Genomic DNA, 16131 nt, shown 5'->3' on the forward strand with positions numbered 1-16131 from the left:
CGCGTGGGGATCCACCTCGTCGGCGGCGGCTGGCAGGACGAGCCCGACGGGCGGGCGTATGCGGCCTTCGTCGCCGAGGCGACCGAACGCGGCCGCACAGAAGGACGTGAGACCCCGCGGGTCGCCGTGGTCGCCATCCGCGAGGACGCCGCGGATCACGCGGCGAAGCTCCTCGCGGCCCTCGAGCCGGCGGGCGAGATCGACCCGTGGGTCACCGCCGTGCCGGAGGGCGCTCGCGTCTCGCACGACGCGTTCGCGGATGTGGACGGGATCATCGTCGGCGGCGGCCTGACTCCCGCGTACCGCGATGCGCTCGCGCCGCAGTTCGGCACGATCCGGGATCTCGTCGGCGACGGCGTCCCCTACCTGGGCTTCTCCGCCGGTGCGGCGATCGCCGCGAGCAACGCGCTCGTCGGCGGATGGCTGATCGGCGGCGTGCCGGTGTGTCCCGAGGACACGGCGGAGGACCTCGAGGAGGTCACCGTCCTTCCCGGCATCGGCCTGATCGACGTCTCGGTCGACGTCCATGTCGCGCAATGGGGCGCGCTGTCGCGGCTGGTGGCGGCGGTCGAGGCGGGACTGGTGGATGCGGGCGTCGGGATCGACGAGAACACCGCGCTGATCGCCGGCAGCGGTGCGCTGCGGGTGGCCGGCGCGGGGAGCGTCTGGCGGGTGACGACGTCCGAGCAGGGCGTCCTGGTGAGCACGATGGGCGGCACGGCATGATGCAGGGGCGGGAAGTCCTGACCTGGGACGGATTCGGCGCGGCGACCCGCGCGATCTGTTCCTTCGCGTCGACGGACCAGTGGATCGACTTCCCGTGGTCGGCGCGGGGCACGGTCGTCGAGGAGGACTCCGGCGCCGTGAGCCCGGCCTGAGAGGGGGCGGGTCCGCTGATGGCGATGTCGCTGCCCGAGCTCGCGGATGCGGGCCTCATGGATGCCGGCTGGGCCGCTGCCCTGGAGCCCGTGGGTCCGGACATCGCCGCGCTCGGCGAGCGCCTGCGGGCCGAGGTCGCCGCCGGCCGCCACTACCTGCCCTCGGGCGATCGCGTGCTGCGGGCCTTCGGCCGCCCGCTCGACGATGTCAAGGTGCTGATCGTGGGGCAGGACCCCTACCCGACGCCCGGGCACCCGATCGGCCTGTCGTTCGCCGTCGACGCGCACGTCCGGCCGCTGCCGCGCAGCCTCGCGAACATCTACACCGAGCTCGAATCCGACCTCGGCATCCCGCGCGCCGCGCACGGCGACCTGTCGGCGTGGAGCGACCAGGGCGTCATGCTGCTGAACCGCGTGCTCACGGTGGCGCCGGGCGCGCCCGCATCCCATCGCGGCTGGGGCTGGGAGAAGGTGACCGAGCACGCCATCCGCACGCTCGCGGCGCGCGACCGTCCGCTCGTCGCGATTCTGTGGGGGCGGGATGCGTCGAACCTCCGGCCGCTGCTCGGGACGACGCCGTACATCGAGTCGGCGCATCCCTCGCCGCTGTCGGCGAGCCGGGGCTTCTTCGGCTCGCGCCCGTTCTCGCGCGCCAACGAGCTGCTCGAGCGTCAGGGAGCGGAGCCCGTCGACTGGCGGCTCCCCGAAATCACGGCGTAACGGCGCTGACGTAGGCTGGCGCCCATGCTCGAGGAGGAATACGAGAAGGGGCGTCGGCGTCTGCCCGCCCGCCTGCGGCCTGCGCCCGCCGTCGAGCCGGCGTTCTCGTTCACCATCCGGCCCGCCGAAGAGCGGGACATCCCGCACATCCGCGAGATCTACAACTACTACGTCACGAACTCGGTGGTGACGTTCGACGAGAAGCGCTGGACGGTCGCGCAGTGGCGCGACAAGTTCGCCCACCTCCACAAGCTCGGACTGCCGTTCCTCGTGGCCGAGTCGCCGAGCGGACAGCTCCTCGGCTACGCGCTCGTGCAGCCGTGGGCGGGCAAGACCGCGTACCGGTACACGGTGGAGGACTCGATCTACCTCGGGCAGGCCGCCTCCGGAAAGGGACTCGGACGCGCGCTCCTGGAGGCGCTGATCGAGGCGTGTCGCGAGAAGGGCCTGCGCGAGATCGTCGCCGTCATCAGCGACAAGGGGGCCGAGTCATCCATCGCCCTGCACGAGCGGCTCGGCTTCGTCGAGGTCGGCCGCATGGGCCGGGTGGGCTTCAAGTTCGGCCGATGGCTGGGCACGATCTACCTGCAGAAGAGCCTCAAGCCCGAGAAGAAGAACCGGCTCTTCGCCCGCTGAGGCTCTTCCGGATCGCTTCTTAAACCATTTGGCGATATTCGGTATCACGATGCCCGGCACGCGCTCCTGATCACCGGGCCTGGAGCGCACACCTGTTGCGCCCGCCCGCCGCGACGCACCCCGCGCCGTGTGCTCCGGAGGCGCGACCCGCGCCCGCATCAAGGAACCGACATGTCCGACATGACCCTCACCCTGTCCGTCCCGGCTCTGCGAGAGCTGGTCGGAGATCTCTCCGGCTCGATCGTCGTGCCCGGCGACGACGACTGGAACGACGCCCGCCGGGCGTGGAACCTCGCCGTCGACCAGCAGCCCGCCGCCGTCGCCCTGCCCGAGACCGCGGACGACGTCGCGGCCATCGTCCGCGCCGCCGCCGACCTCGGTCTGCGCGTGGCCGCGCAGACGACGGGCCACAACGCCGGTCCGCTCTCGAACGCCCCGCTCGACGACACGATCCTGCTGCGCACCTCGGCGATGCGCGGGGTGACCGTCGACGCCGAGAACCGCTGTGCCCGGGTCGAGGCCGGCGCCGTCTGGGCCGAGGTCGTCGAGCCCGCGGCACGCGTCGGACTCGCCGCGCTCGCCGGCTCCGCGGCCGACGTCGGCGTCGCCGGCTACGTGCTCGGCGGCGGCCTCAGCTGGCTCGCCCGCGCGAAGGGCCTCGCCGCCAACCACGTCCTCGCCTTCGAGGTGGTGACCGCCGATGGCGAGCGTCGCACGGTCGACGCGGAGCACGACGCCGAGCTCTTCTGGGCGCTGCGCGGCGGAGGCGGCAATTTCGCCGTCGTCACGGCGATCCACCTGCGCCTGTTCCCGATCACGAGCGTCCAGGCGGGCGCCCTCCTGTGGCCCGCCGAACGCGCCGAGGCCGTGCTCTCCGCGTGGCGACAGTGGACCCGGACCGTCCCCGACGAGCTCACGTCGGTCGGCCGCATCCTGCACCTGCCGCCGATGCCCGAGCTGCCGCCGCACCTGGCCGGCCGCTCGCTCGTCGCGATCGAGGCCGTCTCGCTGCTCGACGCCGAGCTCACCGCCGCGCTCCTCGCGCCGCTGCGTGCTCTCGCGCCCGAGATCGACACGTTCCACGAGACGCCGATGACCGACCTGCACCTCCTGCACATGGACCCTCCGGGACCGGTGCCCGGAATGGGCGACGGGATGCTGCTGGAGACGGTGGATGCCGACGCCCTGGCGGCGATGGTCGAGGCCACGGGAGCCGGCTCCGGAACCGCGCTGCTCTCGATGGAGCTGCGCCACCTCGGCGGCGCGCTCTCGCCGGACCGCGCGCCGGCGGACGGCGGTGCGGTCGCGGCCTTCGACGCCGAGTTCGCCGCCTTCGCCGTGGGCATCGCCCCGCACCCGCAGGCCGCGGCCGCCGTGCACGCGTCGCTCGCCCGCGTCATGACGGCGCTCGCGCCCTGGCGTGCGGCGCAGAGCTACATCAACTTCGTCGAGAGCTCGCGGGCGGCCGACGAGATGTGGGACGACGGGCTCGATCGCCTGCGGGCGGTCAAGAGCGCGTATGACCCGCTGCGGGTCATCCGCTCGAACCACCCGGTCGACTGAGCCGGGCTCAGCCCGAGGACGCTCCGCAGCTCAGCCGAGGTCGTCGGGCGACACCGCGAGGCCCCTGGCACGCACCTCATCCACGAGGGCGCGCCAGGGGCCCTGCAGTCCGTGGTCGGGGAGCGACGTCGTGCGCTCGTCGGCGACCGCCGATTGCGGCGTCTTGCAGTGCGCGACGATCCGCCAGGTGAACTGATCGGCCCCGATCGGGTCGGGGGCCGGCTCGTCCCACGGGCACTCATCGATGAGCGCGACCCAGCGAGGCGCGTCGGCCGGCGCCGCATCGGCGCGCCAGGCACGCCGCATCCCCGCGATGCCGCCGCTGCGGATCACCGCGATCGTGACGCTCGCGTCATCCGTAAGCCGGGACGTTGGCACTGATCACACCGACCGTCGTCCACGCGCTGCGGATCGCGTCGGCCTCCTTCGAGTCCTCACCGTACTCCGCGACCGCGGTCGCGGTGGTGGCTGCCGCGAACTCCGCGAACGTCGTCGACGGCGCGAGGGAGCCCGCGGTGAGCGTCTTGTACCAGACGAGCCCGGCGCGCTCCCACGCGTTGCCGCCGATCGCCGTCGCCGCGAGGTAGAACGCGTGATTGGGGATGCCCGAGTTGATGTGCACGCCCCCGTTGTCGTCGGCGGTATCGACGTAGCCGCCCATGGTTGCCGGCTGGGGATCCTTGCCGAGCACCGGGTCGTCATAGGCGGTGCCGGGCGCCTTCAGGGAGCGGAGGGCTCGGCCCTTGACGCGCGCCGTGAAGATGCCCGCCCCCACGAGCCACGAGGCCCGCTCGGCGGTCTGCCCCTGCGCGTACTGCTCTGCGAGCACGCCGAACACGTCCGAGATCGACTCGTTGAGCGCACCGGGCTGGTCGCGGTAGTCCAGACCGCCGGAGGCTTGCGTGATGCCGTGGGTGAGCTCGTGGGCGATGACCGACAGCGACCCCGTGAAGCCCGCGAACACCTGGCCGTCGCCATCCCCGAACACCATCTGCTCGCCGTTCCAGAAGGCGTTGTCGTAGTCCTCGCCGTAGTGCACCGTGGCGAGCAGCGCCTCCCCGGTGCCGTCGATCGAGTCGCGCCGGTAGGCGCCCCAGTAGAACCGGTGCGTGTCGCCGAGGCCGTCGAAGGCCTCGTTCACGGTCGCATCCCCGACGGCGGGGTCGTCCTCGCCGCGCACCTTCGTGCCGGGAAGGTTCTGCGTGTGCGTCGCGTCGTAGACCGTGCGATCGGGCGCCGGATTCGCCTGCGCGACGAGCGCCCCGCCGTCGACGGAGAGGTCGAGGGTCACGCGCTGCAGCCGGGCGGCGCGGGCCACCGTCGGCCGCGGCGTCGCCAGTGTCGCCTTCGCGGCACCGGCGGCGCGCGCCAGGTGCGGCTCGTCGCTCGCGGCGATGCGGTCGAGCAGATACGGGGGGACGATGGCGTGCATATCCCGAGGCTATCGGCGGACCCCGACAGGCTCGGGGAGTCGGGGTCAGCGCGCCGGAAGGGACGGGATGGATGCGAGCAGGTGCCGCGTGTAGTCCGCCTGCGGCCGCAGCAGGACCGTCGCCGTCGGGCCCTGTTCGACGACACGCCCGTCCTTCATGACGACGACGTCGTCGCAGAGGTTCTGGACCACGCCGATGTCGTGCGACACGATCACGAGGGTGAGGCCGTCGCGCTCGCGCAGCGTCGCCAGCAGCTCGAGGATCTGCGCGCGCACCGTGACGTCGAGCGCCGACATGGGCTCATCGCCGATGAGGAGGCGCGGCCGGTGCACGACGGCGCGCGCGAGCGCGATGCGCTGACGCTGACCGCCGGAGAACTCGTGCGGGTAGCGTCCTGCCGCGTCCGGCTCGAGGCCCACGTCGGCGAGCGTCTGCGCGACCCGAGCGCGGCGGGCTGCGGAGCTCTCCAGCAGATCGAGCGCCCGCAGCGGCTCGCCGACGGCGCGACCGATGCTCATACGGGGGTCCAGCGACGCATACGGGTCCTGGAACACGATGCCGGTCTGGCGCCGCAGCCAGTGCAGGCGGCGGGCGGAGGCGCCCGCATCCACGAGGCGTCCGTCGAACTGGACCGTCCCCTCGGTCGGGGAGTCGAGGCCGAGCATCAGGCGCACGAGAGTCGACTTGCCCGATCCGGACTCGCCGATGACGCCGACGGCGCTGCCCGCGCGCACGTCGACGTCGACGTCGTCCAGAGCGGTGCTGTAGGCCGTGCGTTCGAAGAGCATCGACTTCGGGACGCGGTGCCTGCGGGTGAGCCCGCGAACGCGCACGAGGGGATCGGTCACGACTGCTCGCCTCGCTCCACGTCCGGATCAGTGGATGCGGGGCGCCACAGCGTCGCGGTCGCATCGCGTACGAGCGCCTGGGTCACCGGCGAGGCCGGCGCGGTGAGCAGCTCGGCCACCGACCCCCGCTCCACGACCCGGCCGTGGGCGAGGACGACGGCATCCGTCGCGATGCGGGCGAGCACCGCGAGGTCGTGGGTGATGAAGACGAGCGACATGCCGTCATCGGCGACGAGCGTGCCGAGGAGGTCGAGGATCTCGGCCTGGATGGTGACGTCGAGCGCCGTCGTCGGCTCGTCCGCGATGAGCAGGCGCGGCCGGCAGGCGAGGGCCATCGCGATGGCCACGCGCTGGCGCTGTCCGCCCGAGAGCTGATGCGGGTAGCGGTCGACGGTGCGCACGGGGTCGGGAAGTGAGACGCGCCCCGCCTCGGTGATGGCCCGCGCCCGCGCCTGAGCGCGGGAGACGCGCTCGTGGATGCGCACGGACTCGGCGATCTGGCGGCCCACGGTCCGGATCGGGTTCAGGGCCGTCTGCGGTTCCTGGAAGACGATGCCGATGTCATCGCCGCGCAGCTCAGCGAGCTCCCTGTCCGGAAGGCCCAGGATCTCGCGGCCGTCCCAGCGGACGCTGCCGGTCGCACGCACGCCGTCGGGGAGCAGCCCCAGGATGGCGAGCGCCGTCAGGGACTTGCCCGACCCGGATTCGCCGATGAGTCCCATGCGGGCGCCGCTCGGCACGTCGAACGAGACGCGGTCGACGACCCGGCGGCCGTCGATCTCGACCGTGAGGTCGCGCACGTCGAGGCTCACGAGACGACCTCCGGCTGGTGCTGCCGTGCTCGTCCCGCCGAGGGGGAACGCCGACGCGAGAGCGTCGGATCGGTCGCCTCGCGCACGCCGTCGCCGAGGAGGTTCAGACCGAGCACCGTGAACGCGATCGCCAGGCCCGGCCACAGCACGGACAGCGGGTGCACGGTCAGATACTGCTGGAGCTCTGCGAGCAGCACGCCCCACGAGGGCGTCGTCACCGGCGCGCCGAACCCGAGGTATGACAGGCCCGCCTCGGCGAGGACGGCGACCGCCATGCCCCACGACAGCTGCACGATGAACACCGGCGCGACGTTCGGCAGCAGGTGGCGCCACAGGTTCTGCGCCGGGGTCAGCCCCGCCGCGCGCCCCGCGAGCACGAAGTCGCTGTGCAGCACACGGCGCAGCTCGGGCCGTGTCACGCGGGCGATGTTCACGCCGAACCCGATCCCGACCGCCCAGATGACGACCCACAGCGACCCCCCGAACACGGCGGCGATCATCATCGCGATGATGAGCACCGGGAACGCCACGAGGATGTCGACGAACACCGCGACCGACTCACGCAGCCATCGGGCGGTCAGAGCGCCGAGCGCGGCGAGCGCCACCCCGATGACGGTCGCGATGATGCCGGCGCTCACCGCGACGATCACCGTCGTCCGGGCGCCCGCCATGATGAGACTCAGGATGTCGCGCCCCGTCGCATCCGTACCGAGCAGGTGCGTCCAGCCGGGCAGCGCCCAGCGGTTCGCGACGTCGGTGGTCCTCGGGTCGTAGGGCGTCCAGATCAGCGACACGATCGCGCCGGCGATGACGACCATGACGACGATCAGCCCGAACCGGGCCGTCGACACACTCCACAGACGGCGGATCCAGGCCATCAGGCCTCCCGCTGACGCGGGTCGATCAGCCGGTGGACGAGATCGACGACGAATCCGACGACGAGCACGAAGCTCGTGAGCACCAGCAGCTCGCCCTGCACCTTCGGCAGGTCGCGGGCCGCGACGTCGGAGACCAGCATCCGTCCGATCCCGGGCAAGGAGAACAGCTGCTCGATGATGACGGCGCCGACGATGATGCCGGCGATCTGCAGGCCGAGCACCGTGATGATCGACAGGCCGACGCTCGGGAGTCCGTGGCGCACCAGGGCCTGGTTGCGCGTCAGGCCCTTCGCCGCCGCCGTGCGCACGTAGTCCTGCCCGACGGCCTGCAGAGTGGCGCTGCGGACGAAGCGCATCAGCATCGCACCCTCGACGATCCCGATCGTGATAGCGGGCAGGATCAGGGCGCGCAACGCGAGCCAGGGTGTCTGCCACCCGGTGCGGGGGAAGCCCTGCGCGGGCAGCCAGCCGAGCCACACCGCGAAGACGACCACGAGCATCATGCCGGCCCACACGACGGGCACCGCCGCGAGTGCCTGCGCTCCGACACTCAGCGCGGTGCCGTCCGGGCGGCTTCGCCGCATCGCCGAGAGCACGCCGAGCGGGACGCTGAAGACGATCGCGACCGTGAGCGCCAGGATGCCGAGGGGGACCGTCACCTGCGCCTTGTCCGCGATCTCGCTCGCGACGGTCGACCCCGTGCGCAGCGACGTGCCGAGGTCGCCGCGCGCCACGCCGCCGATCCAGTCGGCGAACTGGCCGAACAGCGGCTCGTCGAGCCCCAGCTGGGCGCGGATCGCGGCGATCTGGGCATGGGTGCTGTTGGTCCCCGCGATGAGGGTGGCGATGTCGCCGGGCAGCACCCGCAGCGCGAGGAAGATGAGCACGCTGGCCACCACGAGCCCCACGACGAGCAGGGCCAGGCGGGTCAGCGCGTAACGGATCACCCCTTGCTCTTGGCGAGCTCTGCGGCGTCGATGCGGGCGTTGACGTTGTCGGTCGGCATCCCGGACACGTCCGTGCCGACCGCGACGACGGAGTTCCAGTTGTAGAGCCAGTCGGCCGCCATGTCCTCGGACACGATGCGGGCCGCCTGCGTGAGCAGGTCGGATGCCTGAGCGTCGCTGGTCGCGGCCAGCGACTTTTTGAAGAGGTCCTGCACCTTCGCGTTGTCGTAGGTGAAGTAGTAGGTCGGGTCGGCCCAGTTCTCGAAGTCGCGGGCCTCGGCGTGGTCGACGAGGCTCAGCTGGTAGTCCTTGTTCGTGTAGACGTCCTGCAGCCAGGTGGAGAAGTCGACCGAGTTCACCTTGAGGGTCACGCCCACCTTGTTCAGGTCGGACACGAGCAGCTGCGGGATCGTGGTGCCGTAGAACGACGGCATCGTCAGAGTGAGCGTGAGGTCCTTCTCGCCGGCGTCGGTGAGGAGCTTCTTGGCCGCCTCCGGGTTGTACGGCGCGACCTTGGACAGGTCCTCGTAGCCGGGGTCGGTCTTCGGGATCGGACCGTACAGCGGAACGCCGGATCCGACCGCCTTCACGATCGCGTCGTGGTCGATCGCCTGGCGGATCGCCTGTCGCACCCGCTTGTCGGCCAGCGGGCCGCTCTTCTGGTTCATCGCCAGCACGAACTTGTCGGTCGCGCTGCCGAGCTTGAGGGAGAAGTCGCCGTTCGCCTCGATCTGCTGCTTGAGGGTCGCATCGAACCCCGTGACGACGTCGAGCTCGCCGGCGAGGGCGCCGTTGAGCGCGGCCTGGTTGTCGGGGATGTAGTCCCAGACGATCTCCTTGGCCTTCGCCTTCGTGCCCCAGTAGCTGTCATTGCGCTGGAACGTGATGCTGTCGCCCTGCTTCCAGGACGTCAGGATGAACGGACCTGTGCCGTTGGCCTTCGTCTTGTAGTCGACGGTGTCGTCCTTCTTCAGGATGATCCCGGCGCGGCCGGTCAGGTTCCACAGCAGGCTCGAGTCCGGCTGGGAGAGCGTCAGCGTGATCTTCTGCCCTTCGGCGGCGATGCTCGAGACGTTCGCCAGGCGTGCGGAGTCGCTCCAGGCGGCGGTGTCCTTGCGGGTCTGCAGCGACCACACGACGTCCTCGGGCGTCAGCTGCTGCCCGTCGTCGAACGTGACCCCCTGTCGCAGCGTGAACGTGTATGTCAGGCCGTCGGTCGAGACGCTCCAGTCGCTGGCCAGCGCGGGGACGATCTTCTGCTCCGGCGTGCGGGACACGAGCCCCTGGTACACGTTGTCGATGAGGATCTGGTCGAGCGCGGCTCCCGCCGTCTGCCGGATGTCGAGGTTGCCCGGCTCGAGCACGAGACGCACGTTCACCGTCGCATTCGGGTCGGCCGCGGCGGACGACGTGCTCGGCGCGGACGCGCCGCCGGTGCAACCGGTCAGCGCGAGCGCAGCGGCCGCGAGCAGGGCGGCGGCGGCCAGAACGGGGGCGCGGCGGGGCATTCGGGGTCCTTTCGCATGCTTCAGGGCCGCGCGTTGCTGTGCGGCGATGGTGCGCCTACAGCCTAGGACGTCGGTGCGACGCGGGCTTCCCGCACGTTTCGTCCAACGTCACGATCGGGCCGCGTGTTCCGCGCGGCCCCCCTGCTCAGCCCGCGATGCCGCTCAGCAGACGGCCGAGGTCGGCGGGGATCTCCTCCTGCACGTTGTGCCCGGTGGGCACGACATAGAGGGATGCGGCCGGCACCCGCCGGGCGAACTCCCCGGCGTCGGCGTCCGTCACATAGCCGTGGTCTCCACGGATGAGCGTGATCGGGGCGGACACGGCATCCAGATCGTCCCATCCCGTCTCGGAGAGGACGGCGGTCAGCTCGTCATCCGTTCCGCCTTCGGTCTCGGGCGCGTTCGCGGCCGCCGCCGCGAGGTGCGCGAAGTGGTGCTTCCACTCGACGCGCCCGTCGTCGCGCACACGCGAGTTGAGGTAGACGCCGCGGGTGGCGGCATCCCGCGATCCGCCGAGCCCGAAGGCGAGCGCCTTCTCGACCAGCTCCTCGCGTGAGGCCCAGTCCGTCGGACCGGCGAAGAACGCGCGGATCTGCGAGGGGCCGGCGCTCTGGTCGATGCCGGGAGTGATGTCGATCATGACGAGGTCGCGCACGCGCTCGGGCGCGGATGCGGCGACGGCCGCGGCGACCAGCGCGCCGAGCGACTGTCCGACGAGCACCTGCGGCCGGTCGGTCCAGGTCTCCAGCGCCGCGATCACGTCCGGGGCGAGCACCCGCGCGAGGTACGCCGCATCCTCCCGCCACGACGAGTCGCCGTGTCCGGCGAGGTCGATCGCGAGCGCGGGGAGACCGAGCGCCAGGATGGTGGTGTCCCACGTGTGGGCGTTGAGGCCGGCGCCGTGCAGGAATGTGACGACGGGCGGGTCCTCCGTCCCGGCAGGCACGTAGCGCAGCGCGCTCAGCGTGCGCCCGTCGGGAAGCGTGAGGCTCACGCGCTCGCCGCGGGGGAGGGGCGCGTCCACGCCGACGTCTGCGGCCTGAGCGGGGAGGAACGAGAACTCGTCGAAGTCGTCGGCCATGCGCGGCATCCTATCCGCCGTGCCCGACCCGCCCCCGCACGGGACGCTAATAGTCTGGCGGCATGAAGAAGGAAGAGCGCCGCGTCCACCTGTCCCGCTCCGCGATGGATGCCTACCGGGCCCTCGACAGCTTCACTCAGACGGTCAACGAGATCGCCGCCGCGTCCGGCATCGACGACCGGTTCAAAGAGATCATGATGATCCACGCCTCGCAGCTCAACGGCTGCGCGTTCTGCGTGCGGGTCCACCTCGACAAGGCGCTCGAAGCGGGTCTCGACGCCGACGTGATCTCGCAGATCGCGACGTGGCGCGACTCGGGCGTCTTCACCGAGCGCGAGCGCGCGGGGCTCGAACTCACCGAATCGTTCGTGTACATCCACGACGGCGGTGTCTCCGATGAGGTCTACGACCACGTCGGCGGCATCCTGTCCGAGAAGGAGTACGTCGCCCTGAGCTGGCTGCTCGTGTCGATCAACTCGTTCAACCGCATCGCGATCGCCGGTCGCTACCCGGTCCCGCCGCGGAAGCCGAAGCCCGCGGCATGAGCGATCCGGAGGTCCCCGGGGCGGTGAACTTCCGCGACGTGGGCGGGTTGCCGGCGCGCGCGGGCACCGTGCGGAGAGGGATGCTCTTCCGCTCCGGCAATCTCGCCCGCCTGAAGCCGGCGGGCACCAGGGCGCTGGCCGCGCTCGGCATCCGGAGCATCATCGACCTGCGCGACGACGACGAGGTCGCGCATGCGCCCAGCCGGCTCGACGGCGTCGAGGTGCACGTGACGCGCCTGCCGCTGTTCCTCGGATCGGTCGAGTCCTTCTTCTCGAACGACGTCTCGCTCGCCGACCTCTACCGTTCGCTGGTCGACGAGTCCGCGGCGACGATCGTGGAGGCCGTCCGGGGGATCGCCGAGGGCACGCCGGTGCTCGTCCACTGCACCGTCGGAAAGGATCGCACCGGCGTGACGATCGCGCTCACGCTGGCGGCTGCGGGCGTCGAGGAGCGAGCGATCGTCGCCGACTACGCCCGCACCGAGACGCTGCTGCCCGCGGAGCGCAACCGCAAGGTGGTGGCGCGGCTGCGGGCGCTGCATCCCGATGCCGTGCATCTGGAGGAGCTCGCGACGCGCTCCCCGGCACCGGTGATGGAGGGGATGCTCGCGCACATCGCCGCCGAGCACGGCTCGGTCGCCGGGTACCTGCGCGACAGCGGGCTCGAGCCCGAGGTCATCGACGCACTTCGGGGCCGGCTCATCGCGGAGTGAGCCCGTGAAGTTAGGCTTGCCTACCCTTCGGTTACGATGGAAGAGCCATGACCTCCGTGCTTCCGACTCGCGCCCTCCGACGCTCCGCGCGTCGCGCCGGTGCGGCGTACCTCGTCGCGGCCGACGAGTCGTCGCTCGCCGAGCTGGAGCTTCTGCTGGCGACCCTGCCGCTCTGTGCCACCGGTCGGGTCTTCGTCGAGGTGCCGGACGCGTCCTGGATCGTCCCGTTCGACGCACCCGCCCGGATGACCGTGACGTGGCTCGACCGCTCGGTGCGAGCGGGTGAGCCGGGCACGGCGCGACGCTGCGCGCACGGCCGGGCGCTCACGCGTGCCGTCACAGGCTGGGCGGACGAGATGCTGTGCGAGCCGGGGGAGGGGGTGCGCATCCACCTCCTCGGCGGATATCTCGGAACCGCGGACATCCTCGAGCACCTGACCGACAGCCTCTGCGTTCCCCTCGACGCCATCAGCACGCCCGCGCGCTTCGGCCTCACGTCGTCCCGCTGATCCGCACCTCGGTGGTGCGGTCGCGCGTTCGTCTGGGTCGCTGCGCTCCCAGCCGCCGGTCGTTGGTGAGCGGAGCGAGTCGACCGGGGCTTGCCTCTCGCCGGTCGTTGAGCGAGCGGAGCGAGTCGAAACGGGGTTCGTGGTGTCGCGTTTCGTCTCGGTCGCTGCGCTCCCTCGCTCAACGACCGGGCGTGCCTCACGCGGTCGGGCTTGCCTCTTGCCGGTCGTTGAGCGAGCGGAGCGAGACGAAACGAGGTTGAACGGAGCGTCCGAGGTCAGGTCTACCGTCGGCTGATGGCTTTCACCTACATCCTTCGCTGTGCAGACGGCACGTTCTATGCGGGCAGCACGGTCGATCTCGGTCGGCGACTCGAGGAGCATCAGGCCGGGCTCGGGAGCGCATACACGTCTCGCCGGCTGCCCGTGACCTTGGTATGGAGCGCAGAGTTCGCTCGGATCGACGACGCCTTCGGGTGGGAGAAGCGAATCCAGGGCTGGAGTCACGCGAAGCGACGAGCGTTCATGGATGGCGGTCTGGATGGGGTCCGAGGCTGGAGCGCCCGCACCCGAGCCGCCGGTCGTTGAGCGAGCGGAGCGGGTCGAAACGGGGTTCGTGGTGTCGCGCGTTTCGTCTCGGTCGCTGCGCTCCCTCGCTCAACGACCGGGTTGCCTCACGCGGTCGGGGTTGTCCCGCCGGTCGTTGAGCGAGCGGAGCGGGTCGAAACGGGGTTGTGCGGTCGCGCGTTTCGTCTCGGTCGCTGCGCTCCCTCGCTCAACGACCGGGCGTGCCTCACGCGGTCGGGGTTGTCTCCTGCCGGTCGTTGAGCGAGCGGAGCGGGTCGAAACGGGGTTCGTGGTGTCGCGCGTTTCGTCTCGGTCGCTGCGCTCCGTCGCTCAACGACCGGGCGTGCCTCGCGCCGGACGTGCGTCAGACGTAGTTGCCGTCGGCCAGGCCGGCCTCGATCTCGAAGCGGTTGCGCAGCGGATTGCGGCCGGCCAACGCATAGAGCACGGGCATCAGGAAGCCATACCGCCGCCACTGGGCCTTGTGCACGGCCTCATGCCGCAGCACGGCGTCGGTCACGGGCCCGTCGCCGGTGAGGTAGCAGCCGCCGACGCACACGCCGCCGCGAGGGAAGGCCCACACCGGCAGTCCGCGAAAGACCCAGAGTCCCGCCCGGTGCTCGATGGCTCCGGTGCTCCACAGCGCGCCCCACACCCAGCCCACGGTGCAGCCGTACCAGTAGCCGACGAGGCTGATCGGCGAGTCGAGGAGGAAGGTCGGGATGGCCCGGTCCCACCGCCGCCCGCGGGCCACGATGCGAGCCGCCTCCTCCTCCCACCCCACCGTCACGCCAGCGCCCCGACGATCCGCAGGATCGTGCCGAGGTCGTCCACGGCGGAGGCCGGAGTCGAGGGGGCGAAGCCGGTGATGCTCCCGCCCGCGTAGGTGAGCCGCGCCCGCAGGGCGGCGATGGCGACCACGAGCTCGGCGCCGCTCACCCCGAAAGGGACAGGAGCGGTGAGACCCGCCAGATCGGCCGGATCCAGCACGTCGAGATCGACGTGGATGTACACGGCATCCGCCCCGGTCGCGGCGACGGCGTCGGCGAAGCCCTCCGCGTCGACGACGTCCTGGACGTCTCGCACGGAGATGCCCACCGTGTTCACGGCCTCCTCCTCGGCGGGGTCGTAGTCGCGCGCGCCGACGAGAACGACGCGCTCGGCGAGAACGGTCCCGGGTTCGAGCCCGAGGGGCGCCGGCACTCCGCCCAGGACGGCCCGCAACGCCATCCCGCTGAACGCGCCGGATTCCGACGTCGCCGGCGTGTGCAGATCGGGATGCGCGTCGAACCAGACGACCGCGAGCTTCTCGTGATGCGAGGCCGCGCGCTCGACGGCGGGCACCGCGATGCCGCAGTCGCCGCCGATCAGCACGACGTCGTCACCGTGATCGTGCTGGGCGAGTGCCTCGACGGCGAGCGCGCGCACGCGAGCGAGGGCGCTGAACCGGTGGATGCCGGTCTCCACCGCCTCGCCGGCCTCGTAGGGGATCTCGACGATCGTGCAGGATGACCGTGGCAGATCGCCGGCGATCGCCTGCGCGCCGTCGATCAGCTGCATCGCACGCGGCGAGGGCGAGCCCTGCCACTGCGGAACGATCACGAAGCGGGCCATCAGACCATTGTGACCCGTCGAGACTGCATTGTGGCGCCTTCGAGGGGGGTGCGGCGCCGCCGGCCGCACCCCGGGGGCCAGGACTATTCCTGGCCGGCCTCGAGGGCGGCAGGCTCGGGCGCCGCGGTGACGGCCGCGGAGCCGTTGCCGGACTTCAGCGCGGCGAGCCGCGCCTCGACCTCGGTGAGCTGCCCCATGTCGTCGAGGCTCTCGAACTGCGCATCGAGAGAGGATGCGGCGAGCTCCTGCTTGCCCTGGGCGAGCGCCTCCTGACGGCGGACCTTCTCCTCGAAACGGCCGATCTCGCTCGTGGGGTCGAGGACGTCGATCGACTTGACGGCGTCGGCGACCTTGTTCTGCGCTTCGGCGGTCTTGGCGCGGGCCAGCAGCTCGCTGCGCTTGACCTTCAGCTGGTCGAGCTTGGTCTTCATGCCGTTGAGGCCGACCTTGAGCTTCTCGACGACCTCGGTCTGGGTCGCGATGGTCGGCTCGGCCGCCTTCGCGTCGTTCTCGGAGCTGATCTGGCGCTGGAGCGCGATCTTCGCCAGGTTGTCGAACTTGTCGGCGTCGGCGGTGTTGCCGGCCCGGCGCAGCTCGTCGGCTTTGCGGCTGGCGGCGAGCGCCTTGCCGCCCCACTCGGCGGCGGCCTGGACGTCCTCGGCGTGATCGCGCTCGAGCAGCCGCAGGTTGCCGATCGTCTCGGCGATCGCGGACTCGGCATCGGCGATGCTGTTGGTGTAGTCGCGCACGAGCTGGTCCAGCATCTTCTGCGGGTCCTCGGCGGAGTCGAGGAGCGCATTGGTGTTCGCCTTCAAGAGCGTGGAGATGCGCCCGAAGATGGACTGCTTGGCCATCGGTTCTTCCTTTCCTTCGGTCTGTATA

At 71.3% G+C, this 16131-nt stretch carries 20 protein-coding genes; 9 read left to right on the plus strand and 11 right to left on the minus strand.

What is annotated here, in order from left to right; translation table 11 throughout:
• The first annotated feature begins 3 nt into the window (after positions 1–3).
• The 5 genes from SM116_RS06280 (at position 4) to SM116_RS06300 (ending at position 3797) form a co-directional block, all read left to right on the plus strand.
• Complete coding sequence (locus tag SM116_RS06280; protein ID WP_320943601.1) at positions 4–726, plus strand: type 1 glutamine amidotransferase family protein; 723 nt, start codon at positions 4–6, stop codon at positions 724–726.
• Positions 723–878 carry a hypothetical protein gene (locus SM116_RS06285; protein WP_320943602.1) on the plus strand — a complete coding sequence of 52 codons (156 nt, stop codon included), beginning with the start codon at positions 723–725 and terminating at the stop codon, positions 876–878. The genes SM116_RS06280 and SM116_RS06285 overlap by 4 nt, the downstream gene beginning before the upstream one ends.
• Positions 879–896: 18 nt before the next feature.
• Positions 897–1598, plus strand: a complete 702-nt coding sequence (locus tag SM116_RS06290; RefSeq protein WP_320943603.1) for a uracil-DNA glycosylase — start codon at positions 897–899, stop codon at positions 1596–1598.
• Positions 1599–1622: 24 nt separating this feature from the next.
• On the plus strand, positions 1623–2234 hold the full coding sequence (locus SM116_RS06295) for a GNAT family N-acetyltransferase (RefSeq protein WP_320943604.1): 612 nt from the start codon (positions 1623–1625) through the stop codon (positions 2232–2234).
• 171 nt (positions 2235–2405) lie between these two features.
• Positions 2406–3797, plus strand: coding sequence for an FAD-binding oxidoreductase (locus tag SM116_RS06300; RefSeq protein ID WP_320943605.1), 1392 nt, complete (start codon positions 2406–2408; stop codon positions 3795–3797).
• Between the two features lie 30 nt (positions 3798–3827).
• Here SM116_RS06300 and SM116_RS06305 read toward each other — a convergent pair whose 3' ends face one another.
• The 8 genes from SM116_RS06305 to SM116_RS06340 form a co-directional block, all read right to left on the minus strand.
• Positions 3828–4175: a protealysin inhibitor emfourin gene (locus SM116_RS06305; RefSeq protein ID WP_320943606.1), complete on the minus strand. Its 348-nt coding sequence runs from the start codon at positions 4173–4175 to the stop codon at positions 3828–3830.
• On the minus strand, positions 4150–5229 hold the full coding sequence (locus SM116_RS06310; protein WP_320943607.1) for a M4 family metallopeptidase: 1080 nt from the start codon (positions 5227–5229) through the stop codon (positions 4150–4152). Before SM116_RS06310 ends, SM116_RS06305 begins: the two co-directional genes overlap by 26 nt.
• Before the next feature lie 45 nt (positions 5230–5274).
• Positions 5275–6018 carry an ABC transporter ATP-binding protein gene (locus SM116_RS06315; protein ID WP_320944111.1) on the minus strand — a complete coding sequence of 248 codons (744 nt, stop codon included), beginning with the start codon at positions 6016–6018 and terminating at the stop codon, positions 5275–5277.
• A 56-nt stretch (positions 6019–6074) separates the two neighbouring features.
• Entirely contained in the window at positions 6075–6890 is an 816-nt protein-coding gene (locus SM116_RS06320; RefSeq protein WP_320943608.1) for an ABC transporter ATP-binding protein, read from the minus strand.
• Positions 6887–7768: an ABC transporter permease gene (locus SM116_RS06325; protein WP_320943609.1), complete on the minus strand. Its 882-nt coding sequence runs from the start codon at positions 7766–7768 to the stop codon at positions 6887–6889. The genes SM116_RS06320 and SM116_RS06325 overlap by 4 nt, the downstream gene beginning before the upstream one ends.
• Positions 7768–8715, minus strand: coding sequence for an ABC transporter permease (locus SM116_RS06330; protein WP_320943610.1), 948 nt, complete (start codon positions 8713–8715; stop codon positions 7768–7770). The genes SM116_RS06325 and SM116_RS06330 overlap by 1 nt, the downstream gene beginning before the upstream one ends.
• Complete coding sequence (locus SM116_RS06335; RefSeq protein ID WP_320943611.1) at positions 8712–10223, minus strand: ABC transporter substrate-binding protein; 1512 nt, start codon at positions 10221–10223, stop codon at positions 8712–8714. The genes SM116_RS06330 and SM116_RS06335 overlap by 4 nt, the downstream gene beginning before the upstream one ends.
• Before the next feature lie 145 nt (positions 10224–10368).
• A complete protein-coding gene (locus SM116_RS06340) occupies positions 10369–11304 on the minus strand; it encodes an alpha/beta fold hydrolase (RefSeq protein ID WP_425563246.1) in 936 nt (311 codons plus the stop codon).
• 62 nt (positions 11305–11366) lie between these two features.
• Between SM116_RS06340 and SM116_RS06345 the strand changes: the two genes are divergently transcribed.
• The 4 genes from SM116_RS06345 (at position 11367) to SM116_RS06360 (ending at position 13656) form a co-directional block, all read left to right on the plus strand.
• On the plus strand, positions 11367–11849 hold the full coding sequence (locus SM116_RS06345; protein WP_320943613.1) for a carboxymuconolactone decarboxylase family protein: 483 nt from the start codon (positions 11367–11369) through the stop codon (positions 11847–11849).
• Positions 11846–12562, plus strand: coding sequence for a tyrosine-protein phosphatase (locus SM116_RS06350; protein WP_320943614.1), 717 nt, complete (start codon positions 11846–11848; stop codon positions 12560–12562). The genes SM116_RS06345 and SM116_RS06350 overlap by 4 nt, the downstream gene beginning before the upstream one ends.
• A 47-nt stretch (positions 12563–12609) precedes the next feature.
• A complete protein-coding gene (locus SM116_RS06355) occupies positions 12610–13071 on the plus strand; it encodes an SIP domain-containing protein (RefSeq protein ID WP_320943615.1) in 462 nt (153 codons plus the stop codon).
• Positions 13072–13365: 294 nt separating this feature from the next.
• Positions 13366–13656, plus strand: coding sequence for a GIY-YIG nuclease family protein (locus tag SM116_RS06360; RefSeq protein WP_320943616.1), 291 nt, complete (start codon positions 13366–13368; stop codon positions 13654–13656).
• Positions 13657–13999: 343 nt separating this feature from the next.
• Here the strand turns inward: SM116_RS06360 and SM116_RS06365 are convergent, their stop codons facing one another.
• The 3 genes from SM116_RS06365 to SM116_RS06375 all read right to left on the minus strand — a co-directional run bounded on the left by SM116_RS06365 (position 14000) and on the right by SM116_RS06375 (position 16103).
• Positions 14000–14425, minus strand: a complete 426-nt coding sequence (locus SM116_RS06365) for a Fe-S oxidoreductase (RefSeq protein WP_320943617.1) — start codon at positions 14423–14425, stop codon at positions 14000–14002.
• Positions 14422–15249 carry an arginase family protein gene (locus SM116_RS06370; RefSeq protein ID WP_320943618.1) on the minus strand — a complete coding sequence of 276 codons (828 nt, stop codon included), beginning with the start codon at positions 15247–15249 and terminating at the stop codon, positions 14422–14424. Before SM116_RS06370 ends, SM116_RS06365 begins: the two co-directional genes overlap by 4 nt.
• Before the next feature lie 83 nt (positions 15250–15332).
• Positions 15333–16103, minus strand: a complete 771-nt coding sequence (locus SM116_RS06375) for a PspA/IM30 family protein (protein ID WP_320943619.1) — start codon at positions 16101–16103, stop codon at positions 15333–15335.
• Positions 16104–16131: the final 28 nt, after the last annotated feature.

Origin of the sequence: Microbacterium rhizosphaerae (assembly GCF_034120055.1) — a bacterium.
In the GTDB taxonomy this organism is placed as follows: Bacteria; Actinomycetota; Actinomycetes; order Actinomycetales; family Microbacteriaceae; genus Microbacterium; species Microbacterium rhizosphaerae.

What these genes read in the sequence shown, in the direction of transcription:
- SM116_RS06295 (WP_320943604.1), top strand. Translation starts at nt 1,623, where the DNA reads ATGCTCGAGGAGGAATACGAGAAGGGGCGTCGGCGTCTGCCCGCCCGC.
- SM116_RS06350 (WP_320943614.1), top strand. Translation starts at nt 11,846, where the DNA reads ATGAGCGATCCGGAGGTCCCCGGGGCGGTGAACTTCCGCGACGTGGGC.
- SM116_RS06375 (WP_320943619.1), bottom strand. Translation starts at nt 16,103, where the DNA reads ATGGCCAAGCAGTCCATCTTCGGGCGCATCTCCACGCTCTTGAAGGCG.
- SM116_RS06340 (WP_425563246.1), bottom strand. Translation starts at nt 11,304, where the DNA reads ATGGCCGACGACTTCGACGAGTTCTCGTTCCTCCCCGCTCAGGCCGCA.
- SM116_RS06300 (WP_320943605.1), top strand. Translation starts at nt 2,406, where the DNA reads ATGTCCGACATGACCCTCACCCTGTCCGTCCCGGCTCTGCGAGAGCTG.
- SM116_RS06315 (WP_320944111.1), bottom strand. Translation starts at nt 6,018, where the DNA reads ATGCTCTTCGAACGCACGGCCTACAGCACCGCTCTGGACGACGTCGAC.
- SM116_RS06290 (WP_320943603.1), top strand. Translation starts at nt 897, where the DNA reads ATGGCGATGTCGCTGCCCGAGCTCGCGGATGCGGGCCTCATGGATGCC.
- SM116_RS06285 (WP_320943602.1), top strand. Translation starts at nt 723, where the DNA reads ATGATGCAGGGGCGGGAAGTCCTGACCTGGGACGGATTCGGCGCGGCG.
- SM116_RS06345 (WP_320943613.1), top strand. Translation starts at nt 11,367, where the DNA reads ATGAAGAAGGAAGAGCGCCGCGTCCACCTGTCCCGCTCCGCGATGGAT.
- SM116_RS06335 (WP_320943611.1), bottom strand. Translation starts at nt 10,223, where the DNA reads ATGCCCCGCCGCGCCCCCGTTCTGGCCGCCGCCGCCCTGCTCGCGGCC.
- SM116_RS06310 (WP_320943607.1), bottom strand. Translation starts at nt 5,229, where the DNA reads ATGCACGCCATCGTCCCCCCGTATCTGCTCGACCGCATCGCCGCGAGC.
- SM116_RS06360 (WP_320943616.1), top strand. Translation starts at nt 13,366, where the DNA reads ATGGCTTTCACCTACATCCTTCGCTGTGCAGACGGCACGTTCTATGCG.
- SM116_RS06325 (WP_320943609.1), bottom strand. Translation starts at nt 7,768, where the DNA reads ATGGCCTGGATCCGCCGTCTGTGGAGTGTGTCGACGGCCCGGTTCGGG.
- SM116_RS06355 (WP_320943615.1), top strand. Translation starts at nt 12,610, where the DNA reads ATGACCTCCGTGCTTCCGACTCGCGCCCTCCGACGCTCCGCGCGTCGC.
- SM116_RS06370 (WP_320943618.1), bottom strand. Translation starts at nt 15,249, where the DNA reads ATGGCCCGCTTCGTGATCGTTCCGCAGTGGCAGGGCTCGCCCTCGCCG.